This window comes from Rheinheimera sp. MM224 (assembly GCF_947090785.1).
Lineage (GTDB): Bacteria > Pseudomonadota > Gammaproteobacteria > Enterobacterales > Alteromonadaceae > Pararheinheimera.
Genome location: NZ_OX352320.1, coordinates 1178682 through 1199328, shown reverse-complemented (window position 1 = coordinate 1199328; position 20647 = coordinate 1178682). Strand labels below are relative to the sequence as shown.

The following is a 20647-nucleotide window of genomic DNA, read 5'->3' as shown; positions in this document are numbered from 1 at the left end:
CCGATGCATACTTTTATCAACTTATTTTCCGGGAGACTATTGTTATGCGTTTTGCCATAGTCGGGCTGCTACTGCTGTTGCAAAGTGCCTGCGCCTACAGCCAACGAGGCTCAGATGAATGGTGGTATGACAAAATGCAGCGGGATCATCGCTCGCAGTGCAACCAGCTTCCTGCACAAGTCAAAGCTCAATGTCTGGAGCGCCAGGGTCGCAGCTATCAAGACTATTTGAAACAGCAAAAATCAGCGCAACAACAAGCTACAACACCAGCTTCTGAGTTAAAAAGTCAATAAAACAACGTACTCTGGGATTAGCTTCCACCTCGCTGTAATAGACAGCATAGACAGGCATCAATACCTGTTCACGTAAATGCTCAAGCACAGGCACTAAGCGCCCTGCTCTGATATCTTCCTGCGTCATAAAACCTGATAAACAAGCAATACCATTGCCATGTAAAGCCAGTTGACGGACAGTTTCGCCGCTATCGGCTGAGAGATAAGGTGTGATTTTATAAAGCTCGCCGTCATGATCCCGAATGGGCCAGCGGTTTAAATTATCTGCTGAACTAAAAGCAATGCAGCGATGCTGTGCTAAATCAGCCAAAGTGTCAGGCGTGCCAAAACTGGCCAGATAGTCAGGGCTTGCTAACAAACGACGAAAACCTGCCCCTAATTTACGCGCCTTTAAACTGGAATCTGTCAGTTCACCAAAACGTATCGCGACATCGACCCGCTTCTCAATCAGATTAATAAAAGACTCGGACGAATCTAAAGTCAGTTCTATTTCCGGATAAAGCGCCAGAAACTCAGACACCAGAGGTACCAGTTGATGCAAAATAAAAGGGGTTGCTGAATCTATACGTAATTTGCCTGCTGGTTTGTGGCTACGATCCATTAAAAAATGATCAGCCTGGGCTAGCTGGCGCAAAATACTGCTGGCCTGCTGATAGTACCATTCCCCCTCAGAAGTCAGTCGCAAACTACGGGTTGTGCGCACCAATAACGCCACGCCAAGGCGCTGTTCCAGCTGCTTTACTCTGCGGCTGATGACAGATGTGGCTTGGCCGAGCTGATCGGCAGCAGCTGTAAAACTACCGGTTTTCACTACTGTGACAAAAGTATCTAACTGTTCAGTATGTCCTGCCATTATTGCCTCCAAAGCAATAGATATTTGCCATTACCGCTATTTTTCACAATAACAAAATCCAGCACACTGGCGCCACTTTAATTCACCCGATCATTAACGGAGAACTGTTATGCCACTCGCTTTATGGGCCTTAACCTTAAGCGCCTTTGCCATAGGCACCACTGAATTTGTCATAGTGGGCTTGTTACCTGTGATTGCTGCCGACCTGGCGGTGTCTTTACCTTCTGCTGGCCTATTGGTCAGTTTATATGCCTTAGGTGTTGCTATAGGCGCGCCAGTGCTGACGGCGCTTAGCAGCAAAATGCCACGTAAAGCTTTGCTGATAGGCTTAATGGCGCTATTCACTGTTGGCAATTTACTGGGTGCCATGGCACCGGATTATTATTCATTGATGCTGGCCCGGGTGCTGACAGGTATGGCGCACGGCGTGTTTTTCTCCATAGGCTCCACCATAGCGACCAGTCTGGTGCCAAAAGAAAAAGCCGCCAGTGCTATAGCCCTGATGTTTACTGGTTTAACTGTGGCTTTGGTGACGGGCGTACCACTGGGTACTTTTGTAGGTCAATATTTGGGCTGGCAAGCAGTGTTTTATGCAGTTGCAGCTTTAGGTTTTATTGCGATGATAGGTTCGGCCATTCTGGTGCCCAATAACTTACCACAGCAGAAATCAGCCACTTTTGCCGAACAATTGCAGGTGCTGACTGAACCCCGCCTGCTGATGGTGTATGCCAAAACAGCGCTTGGTTATGGCGGCAGCTTTATTGCCTTTACTTACCTTGCGGCCATATTGCAGGACGTGTCAGGTTTCAGTACTGACCATATAGCCTTATTGATGCTGTTGTATGGTGTATCTGTGGCTGTGGGCAATATCTGGGGTGGCAAGCTTGCCGATAAAAAAGGTCCTATAGCGGCGCTGAAGCTGATTTTTTTAGGCCTGGCCGGCGTGTTGTTACTGTTAAGTTTTACCGCACCACACCCTGTTTTTGCCGCTTTAACCGTATTGTTATGGGGTGCAGTTGCTTTTGGTAATGTGCCTGGTCTGCAGCTTTATGTGGTGCGTCAGGCGGAGGTTTACACACCTAAAGCAGTGGATGTTGCCAGTGGTCTGAATATCGCCGCCTTTAACTTAGGTATCGCCTTTGGCGCCTGGGCCGGAGGTTTGGTCGTCAGCCACTTTGGTTTGATGTACACACCCTGGATAGGCGCTTTAATTGTGTTACTTGCTTATGGCCTGACTCATATCAGTGGTAAGCTGGATCAGAAGCTGGTTGCTCAGCCCGCCTGAGCTAAGAGCGAAAAAGCCTGACTGTTATAGATCAGGCTTTTTCGTTAAATAAATACGATAAAAATCAACCATCTCATTTTTATCCGGAACCAGCACCTGACCATCCTGCTCAAAACCCAGTTTTTGCAATAATGCCTTTGAAGCCAGATTGGCGGGCGACACTATAGCGACTACTGTTTTTAAAGCGGTGTGCTCTGCGGCATAAGCCAACACAGCAGTAGCAGCTTCATAAGCATAACCCTGGCCAAAGAACTCAGGCAGGTAAGCATAACCTAAATCGGTTTCGGCTAAAAAGTCACGCTTAATAAGGCCACATAAACCTATGGCCTGGCGCTTTTTATCTTCGACCAACCACATGCCATAACCATGCTGCGCATAACTGGCAATAGCGCCCTGCTGCAGGTTCTTTTCGGCATCTTCAACAGTACGAACCCCTTTATCTCCTATATGTTGCAAGAAGCTTGGGTCGTTATATAAACGCAGCGCAAAGGCAGCATCCTTAAGCTGAAGTTCACGTATTGTTAAACGCGTAGTTTGAGTAATCATACATATCCCTCTGCAATACAAAAACAGCAGCCAGAGCTGCTGTTTTTTTAAATCGTCCGTTTTAGTTTAACGATTTGACCACCACTGCATCATCCGGATTCTCCGGCTCTGGTTTTACTCCCACAGCCCGTTTTTGCCAGTAATCAGCGTTTTTAATACCCAAAGCTTCAGGATCAAATTGTGGATCTTTACCTTCAGCCTTTTGTGCTTCGTAATCACGTAAACATTTAAAAGCGACATTACGCAGCAGAATAATGGCGACTATGTTCAGCCATGCCATTAAGCCCACACCAATATCACCTAAAGCCCAGGCTAAATCAGCAGTTTTAATAGTGCCATATACAGTAGCGGTAATAATGCCTACTTTTAATAAAAAGGTCAGCCAAGGGCGACGCACTGTGCGGTTGATATAAGCAATGTTCGTTTCAGCAATGTAGTAATAAGCCACTATGGTAGTGAAAGCGAAAAACAGTAAAGCGATGGCAACAAACAAAGAGCCAAAACCAGGCATCACGTTTTCCATTGCAGTTTGCACATAACCAGGGCCTGCAGCCACTCCCTGCACACCTGTATACAAGGCAGTACCATCTTCTGCCTGTACATTGTACTGGCCAGTAATTAACAGCATAAAGGCGGTAGCAGAGCAGACAAACAAGGTATCTATGTATACAGAGAAACCTTGCACCAGACCTTGTTTAGCAGGGTGGCTTACTTCAGCAGCAGAAGACGCATGAGGACCAGTGCCCTGACCTGCTTCATTAGAGTACACACCACGTTTTACACCCCACATAATAGCCATACCAAGAATGGCACCGAAGCCCGCATCCAGACCAAAAGCAGAGGTAAAAATCAGCTTAATCACGGATGGCAGTTGCTCGATATTCAGGAAAATAATGATACAGGCGACAATGATGTAACCCAGCGCCATAAAAGGCACTACAACCTGAGCAAAGGTTGCGATACGTTTTACACCACCAAAAATAATAAAGCCTAATGCAATGGCGAGCACTGCTGCTGTAACATTACGATCTATACCCAGCGCCGTATTTAAACTTTCGGCGATAGAGTTCGCTTGCACACCAGGCAATAACAAGCCTGTTGCAAAAATAGTCGCCACTGCAAAAGTCCAGGCATACCATTTCATGCCCAGACCTTTTTCAATGTAAAAGGCAGGACCACCACGGTATTGATCGTTAATTTTCTCTTTATAAACCTGACCTAAAGTCGACTCGACAAAAGCTGAACTCGCGCCCAAAAATGCCACAACCCACATCCAGAATACAGCGCCCGGACCACCAAAAGTAATAGCAGTAGCGACGCCGGCAATATTACCAGTGCCAACCCGACCCGCTAAGGTCATAGTTAAAGCCTGAAAAGACGACACACCGCTGGCGGAGCTTTTCCCTTCCATCATCAGGCGGGTCATTTCGCGTACATGGCGCAGCTGTAAAAAGCGTGAGCGGATAGAAAAATATAAACCTACACCAAGGCATAATATGATGAGCGCAGGGCTCCAGATAACGCCGTTAATAGCATTGACAATTTCATTCATGGACCTGTTCCCTAATAGTCAGCTTCAGGTAGCGCAATACCAGCTGAGTCAAATTTAATTTACGACAAAAAGAATCGCTGCCTCTTTGCCAAAGTGATACAAGATACCGCAAGCTAACCTTGCCGCCTATCGTTTTTTACAACGCAGAATTGACTATTTAAAGCGGCAGAACAGATAAAACCATAACAGAAACCCACTGGTCACAACTTTGCGTCCAGTGAACCATTGCACTGGTCGATTTCGGTAAGTCTTTGGTTATACTGGCTACATCAACCACAACAGGAATAACCCGGTGTTTAATGCTGAAATAAGACCCTTGCTGCGCCACCATAGCCTGTTCTGGTGCATTATTTTTATGTTCAGCGCTTTGAGCTGGTGTCTGGATTTTTTAATCTGGCATAAAGCTGAAGCTCTGCATTATTTGGGCATGAGTTTTGTCAGTGATGCAGCTGCATGGCTGGTGACTGGTGCTTTGTTATGCTGGTCTCAATACAAAATCAGTCTGCATAATTTTTCCATCTGGCAACTGGTGTTCGCAGCTTTGCTGGTGACTTGTATTTATGTGCCACTGGAAAACGCCTTCTGGCTGATCCCGATGAAAAACGAGCAATTTGACCCGCGCTTTTTATTAAGTAATCTTGATAGTAACACTCTGGCTTTTTTTGTTTGGACCGCACTTTATCTGGCCTACATTCTGAACCAGCAACGGCATTATCGTTTGGCAGAATCGGCCCGTTTAAGTCAGAAAATACAACAGCTTGAGTTACAAGCGCTGCGGCATCAGCTCAATCCGCATTTTACCTTTAATGCGCTGAACTCGGTGTGTGCTTTAATCGAGGCCGAACGTTTTGATGATGCTGAACTGATGTCTGAACAACTGGCGTCTTTTTTACGTTATTCCTTAAGTAGCTCTCCGGATAGTCTGGTGAAACTAGCCGATGAACTCTCTGCTATTGAAGCTTATCTGGCATTACAAAAAACCCGCTTCGGTAACAAACTAAAAGTCGACTGGAAAATAGATCAAAACATCCGCCAACATCTGATCCCAGCACTGCTGTTACAACCACTAGTCGAAAATGCCATTAAATACGCAGTGGCCACCCAACAGCAAGGCGCCACTATTACCATTGCCGGACAAACACAAAACGGCCAGCTTTGCTTACAGGTAGAAGACGACGGCCCAGGTGAGCGTGCCATTAAACAACTAGGGCAAAGCTCAGGCGTTGGCTTAACCAATATCCAAAACCGCTTAAGCCAACATTTTGGCAGCGCAGCCAGTTTAGTGATACAAGCAAGGCAACAGGGGTTTCTGGTCTCTATTCAGTTGCCGCTGCAAGGGGTCGCCGGATGATTTCAGCAGTCAAATTTGATCTAAACAAAGAAAGATTCTGGTACTGGCATTTAGTATTCTGGCTGAGTTATTTATTGATCAAATTTATTCATTTAGCCGTGCTGGTTCCTTTGGATGACAGGGATGTATTTCCTTATCTGATGATTTATACCCTGATTAGTCTGGTGAACTTTATAGTGACCGGCTATCTGGGGCAAAAAGAGCTGGCACTGAATATCAGCATCAAACAACAGGCGGTACGACTGGCCTGGTGGCTGATCCCACTCTGGCTGGTATTAACCCCTGTGCGTCAATATCTGATGATGAACTATGCGCTGATGCCCTCAGAGACCGATTCTCCATTACGTTATGCTTTGGCTTTTAATCTGGTGCTACTGCCGATAGCCGGCTGGTTTGCGTTATTTTTAGTGTACAAAGCTAATTTGTTGAACAGAGCAGAGTTCAGACAACAACAGGAATTAGCCCGTCAGGCCCGTATTGCCCGTTTAAAAGTACTGCGGTATCAGCTCAATCCTCACTTTATGTTTAATACTTTGAATGCGTTGAACTCCTTAATAGTGCAACACAAAGGAATGGATGCGGAAAATCTGATCCTGCAGCTTTCCACCTTCTTACGACACTCACTGAAAAACCATACTGAACATTTAATCCCTCTGAAAGAAGAGCTCGACGCTTTAGCCTCTTATCTGGCTATCCAGCAGGTTCGTTTTGGTGATCGGCTGAAAATAAACTGGCAATTGGACGAAGAAGCCATGCAACAAAAAGTCCCGCCATTGTTACTGCAGCCTTTGGCAGAAAACGCCATTAAATATGCCGTATCTGAACTCAGAGGTCATGCTTGTATTGACATCGAAGTGACACAAGAATCCTCGGCTTTACTGCTAAAACTATCGGACAATGGCCCGGGAACTCAGCTTGCGGCTGGTTGGCCGCAACAAGCTAGTTTTGGCAGTCTGCATAATCTGGCCGAACGCCTGAGCTTATTGTTTCATGGCAAGGCCAGTTTAAGCTTCAGCCAGCAACAAGATAAATTTACCGGACAAATCTCTTTACCTCTGGAGTTACTGCATGCAGCAGATTAAAACAGTGATAGCCGATGATGAACCCTTAGCCATCAGCAATTTAAAAGCTAAGCTGGCCACTTACCCTAATATTCAAATCGATGCCTGCTTTGATAATGGTGATGAAGTATTAGCCTACTTGCAGAACACTGCTGTTGATTTAGTTTTTTTAGATATACAGATGCCAGGCATTAAAGGTATTGAGGTGTTAAAACAGCTGAATAAATCTTCTGCTATGGCTGCCCCTTTAATCATCCTGGTCACAGCCTACGACAACTATGCGTTTTCAGCTTATGAGCATTTTGCTTTTGATTATCTGCTCAAACCTGTATCGCGCCAGCGCCTGGCTCAAACCTTGCTGGACGCTAAAACCGCTTTAGATAAACAGCAGGATATGCCAGTCGCGGCCCCCCAAAGTAAACTTACCTTTAAAACAGGCGCTTCGACTTTACTGCTTGATGATATTGATATTCTGATGATTGAAGCAGCTGGTAACTATATGTGTGTGTACACCTTAAGTGAAAACCTGATTATCCGTGAAACCATAAAGGAGCTGATGCAGCGTCTGCCTGCTCAGTTTGCTCAGGTTCACCGCTCCACTATCGTCAATTTGCACCATGTGCATAAAGTACAACCTCATAACAACGACTATCAGTTACTGCTTTCCAATGGCCAGACTGTTGCGGCGTCAAGACGCTTTAAAGCAGATTGGTCTTCGCAATTAGTTCCGGGAAAATAGTTTTTGTACTTAACTTTATCAATCTTCTTTAGCAGCAAAAAGCCCGCCATAGTTCAAAAACAGGCGGGCTTTTTTGTATCTTTTTTATACAAGAAGTAACAAAAAGCAAGGCCGATCCTCTGGTCACTTTTGTCATTCCTCTGGTCACAGAAGGCAGGAAAATCAAAGCTTTCAGCGCCAAAATACAGTTATGGCAAAAGCCATAACCCAACTCAGAGGATAGCACCATGAAAGCAAAACTAATCATCGCTGCAGCAGTATTAACTTTGTCCGCGACCGCCAGCGCACAGAACACTATGACCCCGCTGATCCAAAGTGTATTAATCGAAACCTGCAGTCATGCTCAGGACGATGATCGCCTCAGTCTGAATAAAACTCTCAAAGCCAACCGCTTATCGAAACAACGGGCTGTCGACAAAGTGGTTTGTAATGGCAAAACCTTAGTGAACTTCGCCCGTAGTGCTAATGCCGATAAAGTTGTCGCCATGCTGGAACCCTATGAGCAACGTTCAAAAGGCAAAGTTTCCATTTCTGATATCGTTGCGCCTTAACGGATGCGACACAGCTTTTATAGTTTAAATTGTGACACGGTAACGCTTAATTGGTCAGCCAGTTCAGTCATAGACTGAGCGGCCAGACCAATTTGCGTATTGCCAGAGAGTACCTGATCGCCCAATTGCCGGAACTGCTGAACTTGTCCTCTGAGATGAGCAACATCCTGCTGAGCATCACTTGCAATAGCAGCTGACTGCTGGCTGACCTCTGCCAATTGTAAAATTACAGCGCGGCTTTGCTGCAATGTATCCACCAAAGCCAAGGACAAATCTACAGACTGTGCGGCTTGCTGCTGATTCGATCCCATAGTCAGAACCGCTGACTGAATGGAACGCACTATAGTATCCAGCATACTGTTAATTTCGACTGTCGATTGATGAGTTCGGGTCGCCAGAGTCCGTACTTCATCAGCCACCACTGCAAAACCCCGGCCTGACTCACCAGCCCTTGCCGCCTCTATCGCCGCATTTAACGCTAATAAATTAGTTTGCGCTGCTATATCAGCAATAGTTTTGACCACTGTAGAGACTTGATCGCCAGCAACTTTCAGAGTCAGCAACATGGAAGCCGTGGTTTCGATATCTTTGGCTAAAGCATGAATACTGTCAGAGCTTTGTTTCACCTCAAGCTGAGCCTGTGCCAATTGCTTAGCGCCTTGCTGAGCATGGGTTGCCGCAGAGGCCGAATACTCAACACTTTGCAGCATCTGCTGCTCTAACTGCTGCATCAGCTCAACTAAACGAACTATATCTTGCTGTAAATGCTGCACTGAATGAGCAGATACATCTGTACTGCCGCTCAGTTCTGTCACAGCAACTCCAATGCGCCCTATCGCACTACGGACATCCTGCATACCTGCACTGAACACCTGCAACAGTGTGGTCAAACTGCTGGACATTTGCCCCATTTCGCCTTGCTGCTCTGAGTTAAACTGCACGGTTAAATCACGTTGTTGGGCCAGTTGAGTAATTTGTCCGGATAGCTGCTGAATGGGGATGGCAATTTGACGCTGTGCCATCACAAAAGCACCAATCGCAACCAAAACCAGCACAGAAAGCAAACTGACGATCACCACTAAACTCAGCGACAGTTGCTGTGCTATCGCTATAGAACCCGCATTGGCCTCGGCAGCGACCTCGCTTCGCAGCTCGTCTAAACGTTTTGCCAACACAGCAGCTTGTCTGGTTAAATCAGTCAATCGTTCACGGGCTAAATCCCAGTTGACTTCAGGTTGTGCCATCACGGCACTTAGTTCATTAACCGCGAGGTGGAAAGCGGACAACTCTGTGTCCAGAGAAACCTGTAATTGCTGACTTAAGAGCTGGTTGGCTTGCTGTAAATTCTGCTCCAGTTGGTGTTGCCTGACGGTAAAATTACTGCTGTCGAGTGTAGTGCCATACAAAGAATAACTTGCCAGCACCAGCTCCTTGCTATTGGACAACAACAAGTCCAGTTGAGCTAATACAGGTAAAGTCGTACCGGTAAAACTATCGACCCTCTGCCGGATCTGCTGGTTATTGTTCAGTAGCACAGCGGCCGACACCAAAGCGACAACCAACACAGCTGCATAACCCGCAATAATTTTATGACGTATAGAGTGAAGCATCAGGGCCATAGGCTCCTCCGGTAGATAAAATAAATCGATGCAAACTCATCCGTTCGAATGAGTGATGTTTTAAAGACCGACTTTACCGACTTAAACTTTCTACATTAGTAAGACTAAATTTAGCCCCGAAAATCAAAAGTTCCTGTCACAAAAATGTCATTAGTGCACACTTATTATCCGCCCGAAAATAAATTCCCAAAATAAACACACCACTTATTCAGTTTTGTTTAATACATGCCGCTTTACCTTTGAACTGTATTGTTTTTTTAAAAATATGCCGTTTGAAACCCAATACAGTTCTTAACAACAAAATACAGGTCACAGCAGTACATTAGCGACTTTTTCAGCACCCAAACGATCACTCTTAAAGGAGATGAACATGAATCCGGCTTTTCCACGCAGAAAACAGCCCAACTTTAGATCAGGGCTCTCAGTCCTCAGCAAAGCTCTGAGTTCCGTCCTGTTATTAGCGCTTGGCGGCGCAGTCTACGCCGAGCCTGTTAACTTAGCCTTAAATAAAAAAGTCACAGCCAGCACTGAGTTACGTCGGGCAAAAATGGCAGTAGATGGAGATGCAGGCAGTCGCTGGGAATCAGCGCACAAAGTAGCTCCGAGCTGGCTGGTTATAGATTTAGGCAGCGTCAGCCATATCGACCAGGTGCAAATTGACTGGGAAGATGCCAACGCAGAAATTTATGAAATTCAGGGCTCGGACGACAGCAGCAACTGGACTACCTTGTTAGTGCAGACGGGCGGTAAAAAAGGCAACAGAACAGATACTATTGATCTGAATGCCGATTATCGCTACCTGCGTATCTTCGCGACCAAACATAGTGCCAATAACGGCTACGGCTTTTCCATTTGGGAGCTAAAAGTCTTAGGCACTGCAGGTGAAGGCGCCCCCACATCACCTGACGCTCCGCCAACTGGCAGCAGCAATATAGCGAAAGGCAAAACGACTTATGCCAGCAGCCATTTGCAGTCCTCGGCAAAAGCAGTGGATGGCAATACCGACAGTCGCTGGGAGTCGAATCACCAGGAATCTCCTTCATGGATGTCTGTGGATTTAGGCTCAGTCAGTAAAGTAGAGCAAGTGGCAATCCACTGGGAAGCAGCTAACGCTGCAAGCTATGAAGTGCAAGGCTCAGTGGATAACAGCAACTGGACGACCTTAGCCACTCCTTATATTGATGAGTTTGGCAACAGAACAGACAGAATGGATTTAGCGGGTGACTACCGTTATATCCGCATCAATGCTTTAACGCCAAGCGCAGGTAATGCCTGGGGTTACTCTATTCGGGAGCTGGAAGTCTTTGGTAAGGCTGGTGAAGTTCCGCCAACTGAACCAACAGATCCTACCGACCCGACTGATCCAACGGAACCTACTGATCCTACAGACCCAACTGAGCCTACAGACCCGACAGAGCCTGGCCCGGACCCAGTTCCTTTACCTGAAGGCGCATTGCCACTTTTCCCTGAAAATACGAAAGTGGTTGAGCAAATTCAGTATAAAGAAGCAGACGGTACGCTAGTGACCTTAATGGGTGCACGCCCGACAGAACGTCATGCCCGTGAACGCGGTGAAGCCTGGGATGCACCCGATACCGGACCAGGTCGTTACCTGACCTTCCCACCTTTTTATTTCCAGAACCGTACTTTTGGTTTAGAAATACGGGACACTATTCCAGCTGGCGGCAACAGCATCGAAGTCTGGTTGCATGTCAATGAAGGCAGTTTCCGCGGCACCACCTTCAGCTTATTCCGTAATATCGAAAACCCGAATGTAAAAGATTTTGGCTGGTCGCTGAACTATGGCTTTAATAACCCGAATGAGGGTGGCCAACCTTTATGTCATTCCGGTAAACGTGAATGCATGATGAGCTTTAATTCAAACTGGCGTACAAGCCCTCATAGCCCGCTGAAAATTGGTGACAAAATTGAGCTGGCACCAGCTCCACGTTTATTAACACCGGTGATCGACGGTGGTGGTGAGCGTTATTACTCCTTTGAACAGCTTTATATTGTTGGTGTAGGTATGAGACCCTGGTACGGTATAGCGCCAAACCTGGATTCAGAACCTCTGCCAAATAATACTCTGCTTGGCGGCGAGACCAGCGTGTCTTACAACTACTCGGAAGAGCCTTTCCGTATGTTCCAGCAAATGGCAAACAACATTGGTATAGGCAACACCTTAAGATTTTCTAAAGGTCGTCGTTTATTCCATACCTCTTTTGCTTCAGGTATTCACTCAGAATCACCCACGCAAAACCCGGTATTTGCTGAACACCAAAATCAGTTAGGCCCACGTTATAACAATGAACGTTGTATTGGCTGTCACCAGAACAATGGCCGTAGTCTGGCATTAAAAGCTGGCGCTAAACTCGATACCTACTCCGTATTTACCGGTATGCTGGCGGATGAAAAAGTAGTGGCAGACCCACTGTACGGTTTAACCATTCAGGCCAAAGCCAGAGCAGCTAATGCCGATGATTATTCAGTGTCAGTAGCCTCTTATCAGACTGAAGTGAAAACTCTGCCTGATGGTACTGCTGTAGAACTGCAAAAACCTCTGTATGAGTTCAAAGGCCCGGTGCCAGAGCTGTATTCAGTTCGTCAGGCACCACAAGTGATAGGTATGGGCTTGTTGGAAGCTATTCCTGAACAGGCAATTCTGGCCAATGTCGACATCAATGACGCCAACGGTGATGGCGTTAAAGGTGTAGCACATTGGGTGCAAAACCCTGAAACAGGTGCAACTCAGCTGGGTCGTTTTGGCTGGAAAGCAAATAAAGTCAGTGCCCGTCATCAGGCGGCAGAAGCTTTAGTTCAGGATATAGGCGTCACTTCACCTGTGTATCCACAACGTTCTTGCCAAAAAGGTGCTGCCGATTGTCAGCAACCGTCAGGCACTACTCATATCTCTGAAGGCGAGTTACAACATTTAACTCAATATCTGGGTTTATTAGGTGTACCGGCACAACGTAGTTTACGCAGTGGTTTCCCTGATGGTAGCCGCATATCGCCTGAGCACGAAATAGACCCTGCGCTGATCGCTCAAGGTAAACAGCTGTTTGTGCAAAGCCAATGTGTAGCTTGTCACACCGCCAGCTTTACTACAGGCAAAACTCACCCATTGGCTGAGCTGCGTAACCAGAAAATCCAACCGTACAGCGATTTATTACTGCACGATATGGGCGCTGGTTTAGCGGACAATCTGCCACAAGGCAAAGCGTCTGGCTCTATGTGGCGTACCGCGCCTTTATGGGGTTTAGGTAGCCTGAAGTATGTGCAGGGTGGCGAAGATAAAGTGCGTTATCTGCACGATGGCCGCGCCCGTACTTTGGATGAAGCTATTTTATGGCACGGTGGTGAAGCCACTCAAAGCCGCAGCCTGTATGAAAACCTGACGGCTGAACAACGTACTGCAGTGAAAACTTTCTTACAGTCTTTGTAATAGTTTGAAATCAATGCAAAAAGCCGCTGTTCTTCATTAAGATCAAGCGGCTTTTTTATTGGCTGGAGAAACTATAAAAAGTATTTCAGAGCTGGTCGATTTTTTTGGCGTAGTGCCAGGCTAAAGCCATCAATCCCAGGCCACTTACAATCAGAGGAATAAAAAGCGGTGACTGGGATATGCCTGCGTGGAAGGTCATTCCTAAACCAACGCCTAAAGCGGCCCCACACATCACTCCTACAGCAGGCAAAGCAATAAATACGAACTTTAATGTGCTTTTTAAGTCGTTACGTTTTGCGTTTTGTATTGCACTCAACATTAGAATTCTCCCTGAATCATTAAAATTGCTGATGGCCTCTCCGGCACCAGTCGATAAAATTGCCAGAATAAAGAAATGAGATCAAGGTGTTGCGCTCAAACTCCCTACTGGCACTCTGTAAAACAAAAAAGGCAGCCTTGCGGCTGCCAATGTCAGTGTAACCCGACCACGTAAATCAACAATTTCGAAGGGAATATACCCTTAGCCCTGTCAGTTCTATGGGTATAGTCGGCCATGCACCAGAGTTAGGAGAACTGATTCATCGTGTTGTCTTTCCCTGAAGCCTTCAGCGCAGCTTCTCCAGAGAAGTACTCTTTATGATCATCACCAATGTCAGAACCAGACATATTCTGGTGTTTAACACAGGCAATGCCCTGGCGAATTTCTTTGCGTTGCACACCAGCCACATAACCCAACATACCAGCAGCACCAAAGTACTCTTTCGCCAGATTATCGGTCGACAACGCAGCTGTATGGTAAGTAGGCAAAGTGATCAGGTGGTGGAAAATACCTGCTTCACGGGCACCGTCAGCCTGGAAGGTCTGGATACGGCTGTCTGCTTCCAGCGCCAATTCTGTGGTGTCGTAATCCGCACTCATCAGTTTTGCTCTGTCGTAAGCAGATACATCTTTACCCGCTGTTTTCCATGCATCAAATACCTGCTGACGGAAATTCAGCGTCCAGTTGAAAGACGGGCTGTTGTTGTAGACCAGCTTGGCATTAGGCACTACTTCACGAATACGATTCACCATTTCAGCGATTTGGCCGACATGAGGTTTTTCGGTCTCAATCCACAGTAAATCCGCACCGTGTTGCAAAGAGGTAATGCAATCCAGCACTACACGATCGACACCGCTGCCTTGTTTAAACTGGAACAAACCACTTTGCAGGCGTTTTGGTTTTAACAACTTGCCGTTAGCTTTGACCACCACATCGCCGTTTTGAATATCAGAGGCGCTTTGAATGTAATCACCATCTAAAAAGCTGTTGTATAAATCGCCTAAATCACCAGCTTCGTTGGTAACAGCAATTTGTTTAGTCAAACCAGCACCTAAGGAATCAGTACGGGCCACGATAATGCCGTTTTCGATGCCTAATTCTAAAAAGGCGTAACGAACCGCATTAATTTTTGCCAGGAAATCCGCATGTGGCACTGTGACTTTACCGTCCTGGTGACCACATTGTTTTTCGTCCGACACCTGGTTTTCAATCTGAATAGCGCAGGCACCGGCTTCAATCATCTTTTTCGCCAGTAAGTAAGTGGCTTCCGCATTACCAAAACCCGCATCAATGTCGGCAATAATAGGCACTACATGGGTTTCGAAGTTGTCGATTTTATTCAGCACTTCGGCGGCTTTGGCTTGATCGTCTTTCTCACGCGCATCGTCCAGCTCACGGAATAAACCACCTAATTCACGGGCATCGGCTTGCTTTAAGAAGGTATATAACTCTTCGATTAACGCAGGCACTGCAGTTTTTTCATGCATGGATTGATCAGGCTGAGGGCCAAACTCTGAACGCAGAGCTGCAATCATCCAACCGGACAAATACAGGTATTTTCGTTTAGTGCTGCCAAAATGTTTCTTAATGGCGATCAGTTTTTGTTGGCCGATAAAACCATGCCAGCAGCCTAAAGACTGAGTGTACTGAGCGCTGTCTGCATCATAAGCAGCCATATCTGCACGCATAATATCTGCAGTGTACTGCGCAATCTCTAAACCTGTTTTAAAGCGGTTTTGTAACTGCATACGGGCAGCAGACTCAGCATTAATAGCGGCCCAGCCTGTTCCTTGTGCTTTGCAGCTTTGTTCCAGTTGTTTAATGGTCTGTTGATAAGCTGACATGATGCATCCTCTTGATGTTGTATTTTGTTTGTCCGGTTAGAAAGTCCCGGTCAGTTCTTATGAATTCTGTAAACAGCCCGACATTTGGTAACTGCCTCTGTTGACATCCACTATAGGTTTCAAAACAAGGATTCATGTAGCTGATTTTTTTGATTCTCATCATTCATTGTGTGAATATATAAAGCATCCAATCAGTGCTTAATCGGCACCTCATTAGCCATAAGAAGTGGAAGCAGATGAATATCAGTAAAATCGACCTGAATTTGTTGGTGTATCTGGATGTGTTGTTACGGGAAAAAAACGTCACCCGTGCCGCTAATCAACTCAACATCACTCAGCCAGCCATGAGTAATGGCTTAAAACGGCTGCGGGATTTACTAAACGACCCTATTCTGGTTCGCACTTCTGACGGTATGGTGCCAACAGAACGAGCGAAGGAATTAGCGCCTGTGGTGCGGGGCATTTTACTGACGCTGGAAGAAACCTTGCAGCCGAATAAAGATTTTGAGCCAGAGCACAGTCATAGGGTATTTCGTATTATGGCCAGCGATTATGCGGCCTCTACTCTTATTCCCGCACTTCTTAAAAAGCTGCGTGCTCAGGCGCCAGGTACCTCGCTCGATATTATGACGCCGTCTGACGTGACCTTTCATGATGTTGAAAACGGCAAAGTGGATATGGCGATTAACCGCTTTGACCAACTGCCGCAATCGTTTCATCAGAAGACCATTTGGCGCGACAGTTTTGCCTGTCTGGTCAATAGCTTAAACCCTATCCTCGGCAACTTTAATTTAGATACTTACCTAAAAGCCCAGCATATCTGGGTCAGTAAAACCGGTTTTGGTGTAGGTGTGGGTATGGATCCGGCCGATGTACAAAAACTGGGTTGGGTGGATGAAGCGCTGGCGAAGTTCGGCAAACAGCGCACCATCAGCGTCTTTACCCGTAACTATCATGTGGCTATGCATTTAGCGGTGGAAACGGATTTGATTGCGACCTTGCCTTTGCGGGCTGCGCTTTTGTATCAGAATGACGCGACGATGAAAGTACTGGATCCGCCCTTTCCTATCCCGTCTATAGAGCTGAAAATGATCTGGAGTCCTTTATTGCATCAGGATGCCAGCCATATCTGGCTAAGGCGCTTAATTACAGAAGTGGCGGATGAGCTGCATCTTTAATTCGGGTCAGAGTAAAATTAAACCCCAAGTTTAATTTTACTCTGACCCGAATTAATCAATTAAGCCGTTAACAACTCATAAGCTGGCAACGTCAAAAAATCCACCAATTGATCAGCTGTGGTAATTTGCAGCAGCAGTGCCTGAGCCAGCTCAAACTGCTGTTGTTGCCACAACTCTTCCCCTACTTCTTCACGCACCACCACAGCTTCTTGCAGCAGCATTTGAGCAAACAAGTCTTTGGTGACCAACTGGCCATTGTTCAAAGTTTTGCCGTGTTTAATCCACTGCCAAATAGAAGTACGACAAATCTCCGCCGTCGCCGCATCTTCCATCAGGCCATAAATAGGCACACAACCTTTGCCGCTGATCCAGGCGGCAATGTACTGCAAAGCCACGCGGATATTGATGCGCATACCTGCTTCAGTGCGCTCGCCGCTACTCGGTGCCAATAAATCTGCGGCAGTGACAGGTGCATCTTCAGAGCGGCTGATATGCAGCTGATTGGTTTTGCCATCCGTCAGGTATTTATTAAACACTTCATTAGCTGTTGCAGCTAAACCAGGATGCGCCACCCAGGTGCCGTCGTGGCCATTGCTGGCTTCACGCTCTTTATCTGCCGTTACTTTGGTTAAAATAGCCTGGTTCGCAACAGGATCTTTTGCAGGGATAAAAGCTGCCATACCGCCCATAGCCAAAGCGCCACGTTTATGGCAGGTTTTGATCAGCAGTTTTGAATAGGCAGATAAAAACGGCTGGTCCATAGTCACCACCTGACGGTCTGGTAACACGCGGTCAGCATGATTCTTTAAGGTTTTGATATAGCTGAAAATATAATCCCAACGACCACAGTTCAACGCCACTATATGCTCACGCAACGCATGCAGAATTTCGTCCATTTCAAACACAGCAGGCAAGGTTTCAATCAGTACAGTAGCGCGAATAGTGCCCACAGCCTGATTAAATTTAGTTTGAGTAAAACGGAATACCGCATCCCACCAGGCGGCTTCTTTATAGCTCTGCAACTTCGGTAGGTAATAATAGATCCCAGAGCCATTAGCTAAACGGGTTTGATAGTTATGGAAAAAATACAAAGCAAAATCAACCAGTGAACCTGGTACAGCCTCGCCATCCACTTCTAAATGTTTTTCCCACAGGTGCAAACCACGAACACGGGCTATCAATAACGCCTGTTTGTCCCGCAGCGCATATTGCTTACCAGACTGTGGGTCGCTGTAGCTGATGGTGCCTAAATTGGCATCCCGTAAGTTAATCTGCCCTTCAATCACACCACCCCAGCTTGGCGCCTGCGAGTCTTCAAAGTCGGCCATAAAGACTTTTACATCAGCATTTAAAGCGTTGATGATCATTTTGCGATCCACAGGACCTGTGATCTCTACTCTTCTGTCCTGCAAGTCAGCTGGAATAGCTGCTACTTTCCAGTTGGCAGCACGAATATCAGCAGTGTCAGCACGAAAGTCCGGTAAAGCTCCTGCGTCATAACGTGCCTGTTCGACGCTACGTTGCTGCAGTAATTGCTTTAAAGGGGCCCGAAACTCTCGCGTCAGTTCAACGACCAGACGGCAGGCTTCCGGTGTTAAGATGTTCTGAAATTCAGCCGGCAGGCGGCCTTTGATCTCTAATCCTGCAGTGTTGCTGCTTGTCATTCTGGTGATCCTTGTCTGTAGCAATAGGAGTTCTTTTCACTATAAGCCGAACCCAGCCCGATCCCCACCATTTCAGCCATCAATAGGCTATATGGCAGACATTCAGCAAACTTATACAAATTAGAGCATTTAATCTAACTTGTTGGCACATCTTATGCTTTACCCTCTATGCAGCCACCCTAATTAGAGCTGCAGAGTCAAAAGTTTGTCGGAGGTCATTAATGGAAGTTTTAATTTTAGTATTAGCCGTGTTGGTTGTGGTTGCAGCTTTTTTAGTCAGCCGTTTTATGAGCCATGGCAATCCTTTTCCATTTAGTAAGAAAAGCAGTCTTTTTACTCAGGTCGAACGTTCTTACCTGAACATGCTGGAACAAGCGGTGAAAGGAAAGTACAAAGTAATGAACAGAGTGAAAATGGCCGATATTCTTGAATTAAAAAACAATGTTGATGCCAAGTCCCGTATCGCAGCTTCAGTCAAACTGAATGCTAAGTATCTGGATTTTGTTCTGTGTGATCCGGCAGATATGAGCATTGTTGCTGTGGTTGATCTGGTGAACAACAACAGTAAGGCAGGTCACAAAGCTGTGCCTGACTGGTTTGTCAGCGGAGCTTTTGAAGCAGCAGGTATTCCTTACGTTCGGATGAAAATCAAAACCGGCTATACCATAGCGGATATTCAGCAAGGTTTAGCTGCTAAAATTGGTCAAAGTGGTTTAAAACCTGAACCTTTGTTAAAAGGAACAGTGAAGAAAAGCCCAACGCGGCCGATACGCCCTTTAGAACCAGTGGTTCAGGCCAATACTTTACCTTCGATTATTCCGGAGCGTGGCATTCGTTCTCAGTCAACGGCCATGATCCACTAGCAGAACCACTGCTAAAATACGAACTGTTAAAAAGAGTTCAACAACTTCAGGCATTTGGAACATAAGTCACTCCGCTCGCCTTAAGACCGAAGCCGCTCGCTGCAACGAGCGGCTTCATTTTATTCCAGATCCTGAAAATAATTCTAAAGTCTGCGATCCTTTTGCCGATATGATGTATGGAAATATGGCATGGGAGTGACTATGACACAATCCGTAGGCTCAGCTGCAGTTAGCCAGAGCTATGAACTACTGGGTGCCAGTCTGGCAAAATCCCAGCAAAAACAGGAAGGGAGACAAACGATGCAGTTGCTGGAAAGCGCTGTAACTTCGTCTCCGGCATTGCAGTCGCCAAGTCCGGTTTCTGTCGGCAACCTGGGTCAGAATATTGACATCTCGGTATAAATAAAAAAGGGCTAACGCAAGTTAGCCCTTTTCCTTTTCTAAGAAAACATGACTAGTCCCACTCTTGTGCTGTAGGTAAAGCAGCAAAAGCACCATATTTCTGACAGGTTAACGAGCCAGCCTTAATAGCTTTTTCAATCATCTGCAGCCGCAGCTCTTTGTGGTTGAGCAAATCAGCGAAGTTCAGCCCCTGAGTCAGTTTCATAGCAACCTGATTTAGCCAGGCGCCAACAAAAGCATCGCCTGCTGCCGTCGTATCCAACACTGGAACTGAGGAAACTGGCACAGAAAACGAATCTATTTTGCTGTAACTTTGTACTTCATGCGCACCTGCGGTAACCACCAGCCAAGCCGGGCGAAAAGCCAGGATATGCTGCAACCAGCTCTCTGTGCTTTGACCATCCGCAAGATACTCCAGCTCGTCTTCACTTAATTTCACTAAGTCGGCCATTTCCAGCAACTGGATCACCAAGTCTCTGCTGGCTTTGCCTTCACTCCACAAGTTATGACGCAAATTAGCGTCAACCGACACCAACCAGCCATGCTGCTGCGCCAATCTCACTAAAGCAAAACTGGTTTGAGCAATATCAGGTTCGGTCAGGCTGTTGGAACATAAATGCAAAATGCCGTTTTGTTGCCAAAGCTCTGCAGGGCAATGCTCGACTTTATAAAGTAAATCTGCGGCAGGCGGTCGGTAAAAAGAAAAACTGCGATCGCCCTGCTCATTTAAAGCGACAAAAGCAAGGGCGGTTTTAGCGTCCAGAGTCTGACGCACTGCGCTGCAATCCACGCCATAACTTTGCAGTTCCTGCAGCAAAAAATCACCGAACATGTCTTTACCCAACATACCAATAAATTTGCTGTGTCCGCCCAATCTGGCAACAGCTACAGCCACATTGGCAGGAGCACCACCAGCAAAACGATGAAACAAGCCAGGCTGGGCTTTGTCCTGCAAAAAATCGATCAGTACTTCACCAAAACAACACACCACAGTCGGCTTCATTTGCTTTCTTCCTTTTAAGTGACACTCTAAAATGGCATCACAATCTAAAACGTTTCAGTTTAACTTTATCCATTTAAAG

General features: G+C 46.4%; 18 protein-coding genes. 10 read left to right on the top strand and 8 right to left on the bottom strand.

The features are described 5' to 3' along the window. The first annotated feature begins 44 nt into the window (after positions 1–44). Positions 45–293 carry a hypothetical protein gene (locus tag OM978_RS05595; protein WP_264345910.1) on the top strand — a complete coding sequence of 83 codons (249 nt, stop codon included), beginning with the start codon at positions 45–47 and terminating at the stop codon, positions 291–293. Here OM978_RS05595 and OM978_RS05590 read toward each other — a convergent pair. Further along, a complete protein-coding gene (locus tag OM978_RS05590) occupies positions 259–1146 on the bottom strand; it encodes a LysR family transcriptional regulator (RefSeq protein ID WP_264345909.1) in 888 nt (295 codons plus the stop codon). The two genes, OM978_RS05595 and OM978_RS05590, sit on opposite strands and share 35 nt — an antisense overlap. A 109-nt stretch (positions 1147–1255) precedes the next feature. On the opposite strand from OM978_RS05590, the gene OM978_RS05585 reads away from it, so the two are divergent. Further along, positions 1256–2431 (top strand): MFS transporter, encoded by a 1176-nt coding sequence (locus tag OM978_RS05585; protein ID WP_264345908.1) that lies wholly within the window; start codon positions 1256–1258, stop codon positions 2429–2431. A 24-nt stretch (positions 2432–2455) separates the two neighbouring features. Here OM978_RS05585 and OM978_RS05580 read toward each other — a convergent pair whose 3' ends face one another. Continuing rightward, entirely contained in the window at positions 2456–2977 is a 522-nt protein-coding gene (locus OM978_RS05580) for a GNAT family N-acetyltransferase (RefSeq protein WP_264345907.1), read from the bottom strand. Positions 2978–3038: 61 nt separating this feature from the next. Further along, positions 3039–4529, bottom strand: a complete 1491-nt coding sequence (locus OM978_RS05575; RefSeq protein ID WP_264345906.1) for an alanine/glycine:cation symporter family protein — start codon at positions 4527–4529, stop codon at positions 3039–3041. A 292-nt stretch (positions 4530–4821) separates the two neighbouring features. Between OM978_RS05575 and OM978_RS05570 the strand changes: the two genes are divergently transcribed. From OM978_RS05570 to OM978_RS05555, 4 genes are all read left to right on the top strand, one after another. Beyond that, positions 4822–5880: a sensor histidine kinase gene (locus OM978_RS05570; protein WP_264345905.1), complete on the top strand. Its 1059-nt coding sequence runs from the start codon at positions 4822–4824 to the stop codon at positions 5878–5880. Continuing rightward, positions 5877–6962, top strand: a complete 1086-nt coding sequence (locus OM978_RS05565; RefSeq protein ID WP_264345904.1) for a sensor histidine kinase — start codon at positions 5877–5879, stop codon at positions 6960–6962. The genes OM978_RS05570 and OM978_RS05565 overlap by 4 nt, the downstream gene beginning before the upstream one ends. After that, positions 6949–7680 (top strand): LytR/AlgR family response regulator transcription factor, encoded by a 732-nt coding sequence (locus OM978_RS05560; protein ID WP_264345903.1) that lies wholly within the window; start codon positions 6949–6951, stop codon positions 7678–7680. Before OM978_RS05565 ends, OM978_RS05560 begins: the two co-directional genes overlap by 14 nt. Positions 7681–7907: 227 nt before the next feature. After that, positions 7908–8231, top strand: coding sequence for a DUF3718 domain-containing protein (locus tag OM978_RS05555; protein WP_264345902.1), 324 nt, complete (start codon positions 7908–7910; stop codon positions 8229–8231). 17 nt (positions 8232–8248) lie between these two features. Here the strand turns inward: OM978_RS05555 and OM978_RS05550 are convergent, their stop codons facing one another. Beyond that, positions 8249–9850: a methyl-accepting chemotaxis protein gene (locus OM978_RS05550; RefSeq protein ID WP_264345901.1), complete on the bottom strand. Its 1602-nt coding sequence runs from the start codon at positions 9848–9850 to the stop codon at positions 8249–8251. Between the two features lie 370 nt (positions 9851–10220). Between OM978_RS05550 and OM978_RS05545 the strand changes: the two genes are divergently transcribed. After that, on the top strand, positions 10221–13295 hold the full coding sequence (locus OM978_RS05545) for a di-heme oxidoredictase family protein (RefSeq protein ID WP_264345900.1): 3075 nt from the start codon (positions 10221–10223) through the stop codon (positions 13293–13295). Between the two features lie 85 nt (positions 13296–13380). Here the strand turns inward: OM978_RS05545 and OM978_RS05540 are convergent, their stop codons facing one another. Both OM978_RS05540 and OM978_RS05535 read right to left on the bottom strand, forming a co-directional pair. Next, the gene (locus OM978_RS05540) at positions 13381–13614 is read right to left on the bottom strand and encodes a hypothetical protein (RefSeq protein ID WP_264345899.1); all 234 of its coding nucleotides are present in this window, start codon (positions 13612–13614) and stop codon (positions 13381–13383) included. Between the two features lie 245 nt (positions 13615–13859). Next, positions 13860–15458, bottom strand: a complete 1599-nt coding sequence (locus OM978_RS05535) for an isocitrate lyase (protein ID WP_264345898.1) — start codon at positions 15456–15458, stop codon at positions 13860–13862. 236 nt (positions 15459–15694) lie between these two features. Here OM978_RS05535 and OM978_RS05530 point away from each other — a divergent pair, with 236 nt between their 5' ends. Then, positions 15695–16636, top strand: a complete 942-nt coding sequence (locus OM978_RS05530; protein WP_264345897.1) for a LysR family transcriptional regulator — start codon at positions 15695–15697, stop codon at positions 16634–16636. A gap of 59 nt (positions 16637–16695) precedes the next feature. Here the strand turns inward: OM978_RS05530 and aceB are convergent, their stop codons facing one another. Next, positions 16696–18300 carry a malate synthase A gene (aceB, locus tag OM978_RS05525; RefSeq protein ID WP_264345896.1) on the bottom strand — a complete coding sequence of 535 codons (1605 nt, stop codon included), beginning with the start codon at positions 18298–18300 and terminating at the stop codon, positions 16696–16698. A gap of 221 nt (positions 18301–18521) precedes the next feature. Between aceB and OM978_RS05520 the strand changes: the two genes are divergently transcribed. Then, positions 18522–19163, top strand: a complete 642-nt coding sequence (locus OM978_RS05520) for a DUF2726 domain-containing protein (RefSeq protein WP_264345895.1) — start codon at positions 18522–18524, stop codon at positions 19161–19163. Positions 19164–19364: 201 nt separating this feature from the next. Next, entirely contained in the window at positions 19365–19565 is a 201-nt protein-coding gene (locus tag OM978_RS05515) for a hypothetical protein (RefSeq protein ID WP_264345894.1), read from the top strand. 52 nt (positions 19566–19617) lie between these two features. Here the strand turns inward: OM978_RS05515 and OM978_RS05510 are convergent, their stop codons facing one another. Continuing rightward, positions 19618–20568 (bottom strand): carbohydrate kinase family protein, encoded by a 951-nt coding sequence (locus tag OM978_RS05510; RefSeq protein ID WP_264345893.1) that lies wholly within the window; start codon positions 20566–20568, stop codon positions 19618–19620. Positions 20569–20647: the final 79 nt, after the last annotated feature.

Excerpts from the sequence above, each read along its gene's own strand:
- OM978_RS05595 (WP_264345910.1), top strand. The coding sequence starts at position 45 with ATGCGTTTTGCCATAGTCGGGCTGCTACTGCTGTTGCAAAGTGCCTGC.
- OM978_RS05590 (WP_264345909.1), bottom strand. The coding sequence starts at position 1,146 with ATGGCAGGACATACTGAACAGTTAGATACTTTTGTCACAGTAGTGAAA.
- OM978_RS05585 (WP_264345908.1), top strand. The coding sequence starts at position 1,256 with ATGCCACTCGCTTTATGGGCCTTAACCTTAAGCGCCTTTGCCATAGGC.
- OM978_RS05580 (WP_264345907.1), bottom strand. The coding sequence starts at position 2,977 with ATGATTACTCAAACTACGCGTTTAACAATACGTGAACTTCAGCTTAAG.
- OM978_RS05575 (WP_264345906.1), bottom strand. The coding sequence starts at position 4,529 with ATGAATGAAATTGTCAATGCTATTAACGGCGTTATCTGGAGCCCTGCG.
- OM978_RS05565 (WP_264345904.1), top strand. The coding sequence starts at position 5,877 with ATGATTTCAGCAGTCAAATTTGATCTAAACAAAGAAAGATTCTGGTAC.
- OM978_RS05560 (WP_264345903.1), top strand. The coding sequence starts at position 6,949 with ATGCAGCAGATTAAAACAGTGATAGCCGATGATGAACCCTTAGCCATC.
- OM978_RS05555 (WP_264345902.1), top strand. The coding sequence starts at position 7,908 with ATGAAAGCAAAACTAATCATCGCTGCAGCAGTATTAACTTTGTCCGCG.
- OM978_RS05550 (WP_264345901.1), bottom strand. The coding sequence starts at position 9,850 with ATGGCCCTGATGCTTCACTCTATACGTCATAAAATTATTGCGGGTTAT.
- OM978_RS05545 (WP_264345900.1), top strand. The coding sequence starts at position 10,221 with ATGAATCCGGCTTTTCCACGCAGAAAACAGCCCAACTTTAGATCAGGG.
- OM978_RS05540 (WP_264345899.1), bottom strand. The coding sequence starts at position 13,614 with ATGTTGAGTGCAATACAAAACGCAAAACGTAACGACTTAAAAAGCACA.
- OM978_RS05535 (WP_264345898.1), bottom strand. The coding sequence starts at position 15,458 with ATGTCAGCTTATCAACAGACCATTAAACAACTGGAACAAAGCTGCAAA.
- OM978_RS05530 (WP_264345897.1), top strand. The coding sequence starts at position 15,695 with ATGAATATCAGTAAAATCGACCTGAATTTGTTGGTGTATCTGGATGTG.
- aceB (WP_264345896.1), bottom strand. The coding sequence starts at position 18,300 with ATGACAAGCAGCAACACTGCAGGATTAGAGATCAAAGGCCGCCTGCCG.
- OM978_RS05520 (WP_264345895.1), top strand. The coding sequence starts at position 18,522 with ATGGAAGTTTTAATTTTAGTATTAGCCGTGTTGGTTGTGGTTGCAGCT.
- OM978_RS05515 (WP_264345894.1), top strand. The coding sequence starts at position 19,365 with ATGACACAATCCGTAGGCTCAGCTGCAGTTAGCCAGAGCTATGAACTA.
- OM978_RS05510 (WP_264345893.1), bottom strand. The coding sequence starts at position 20,568 with ATGAAGCCGACTGTGGTGTGTTGTTTTGGTGAAGTACTGATCGATTTT.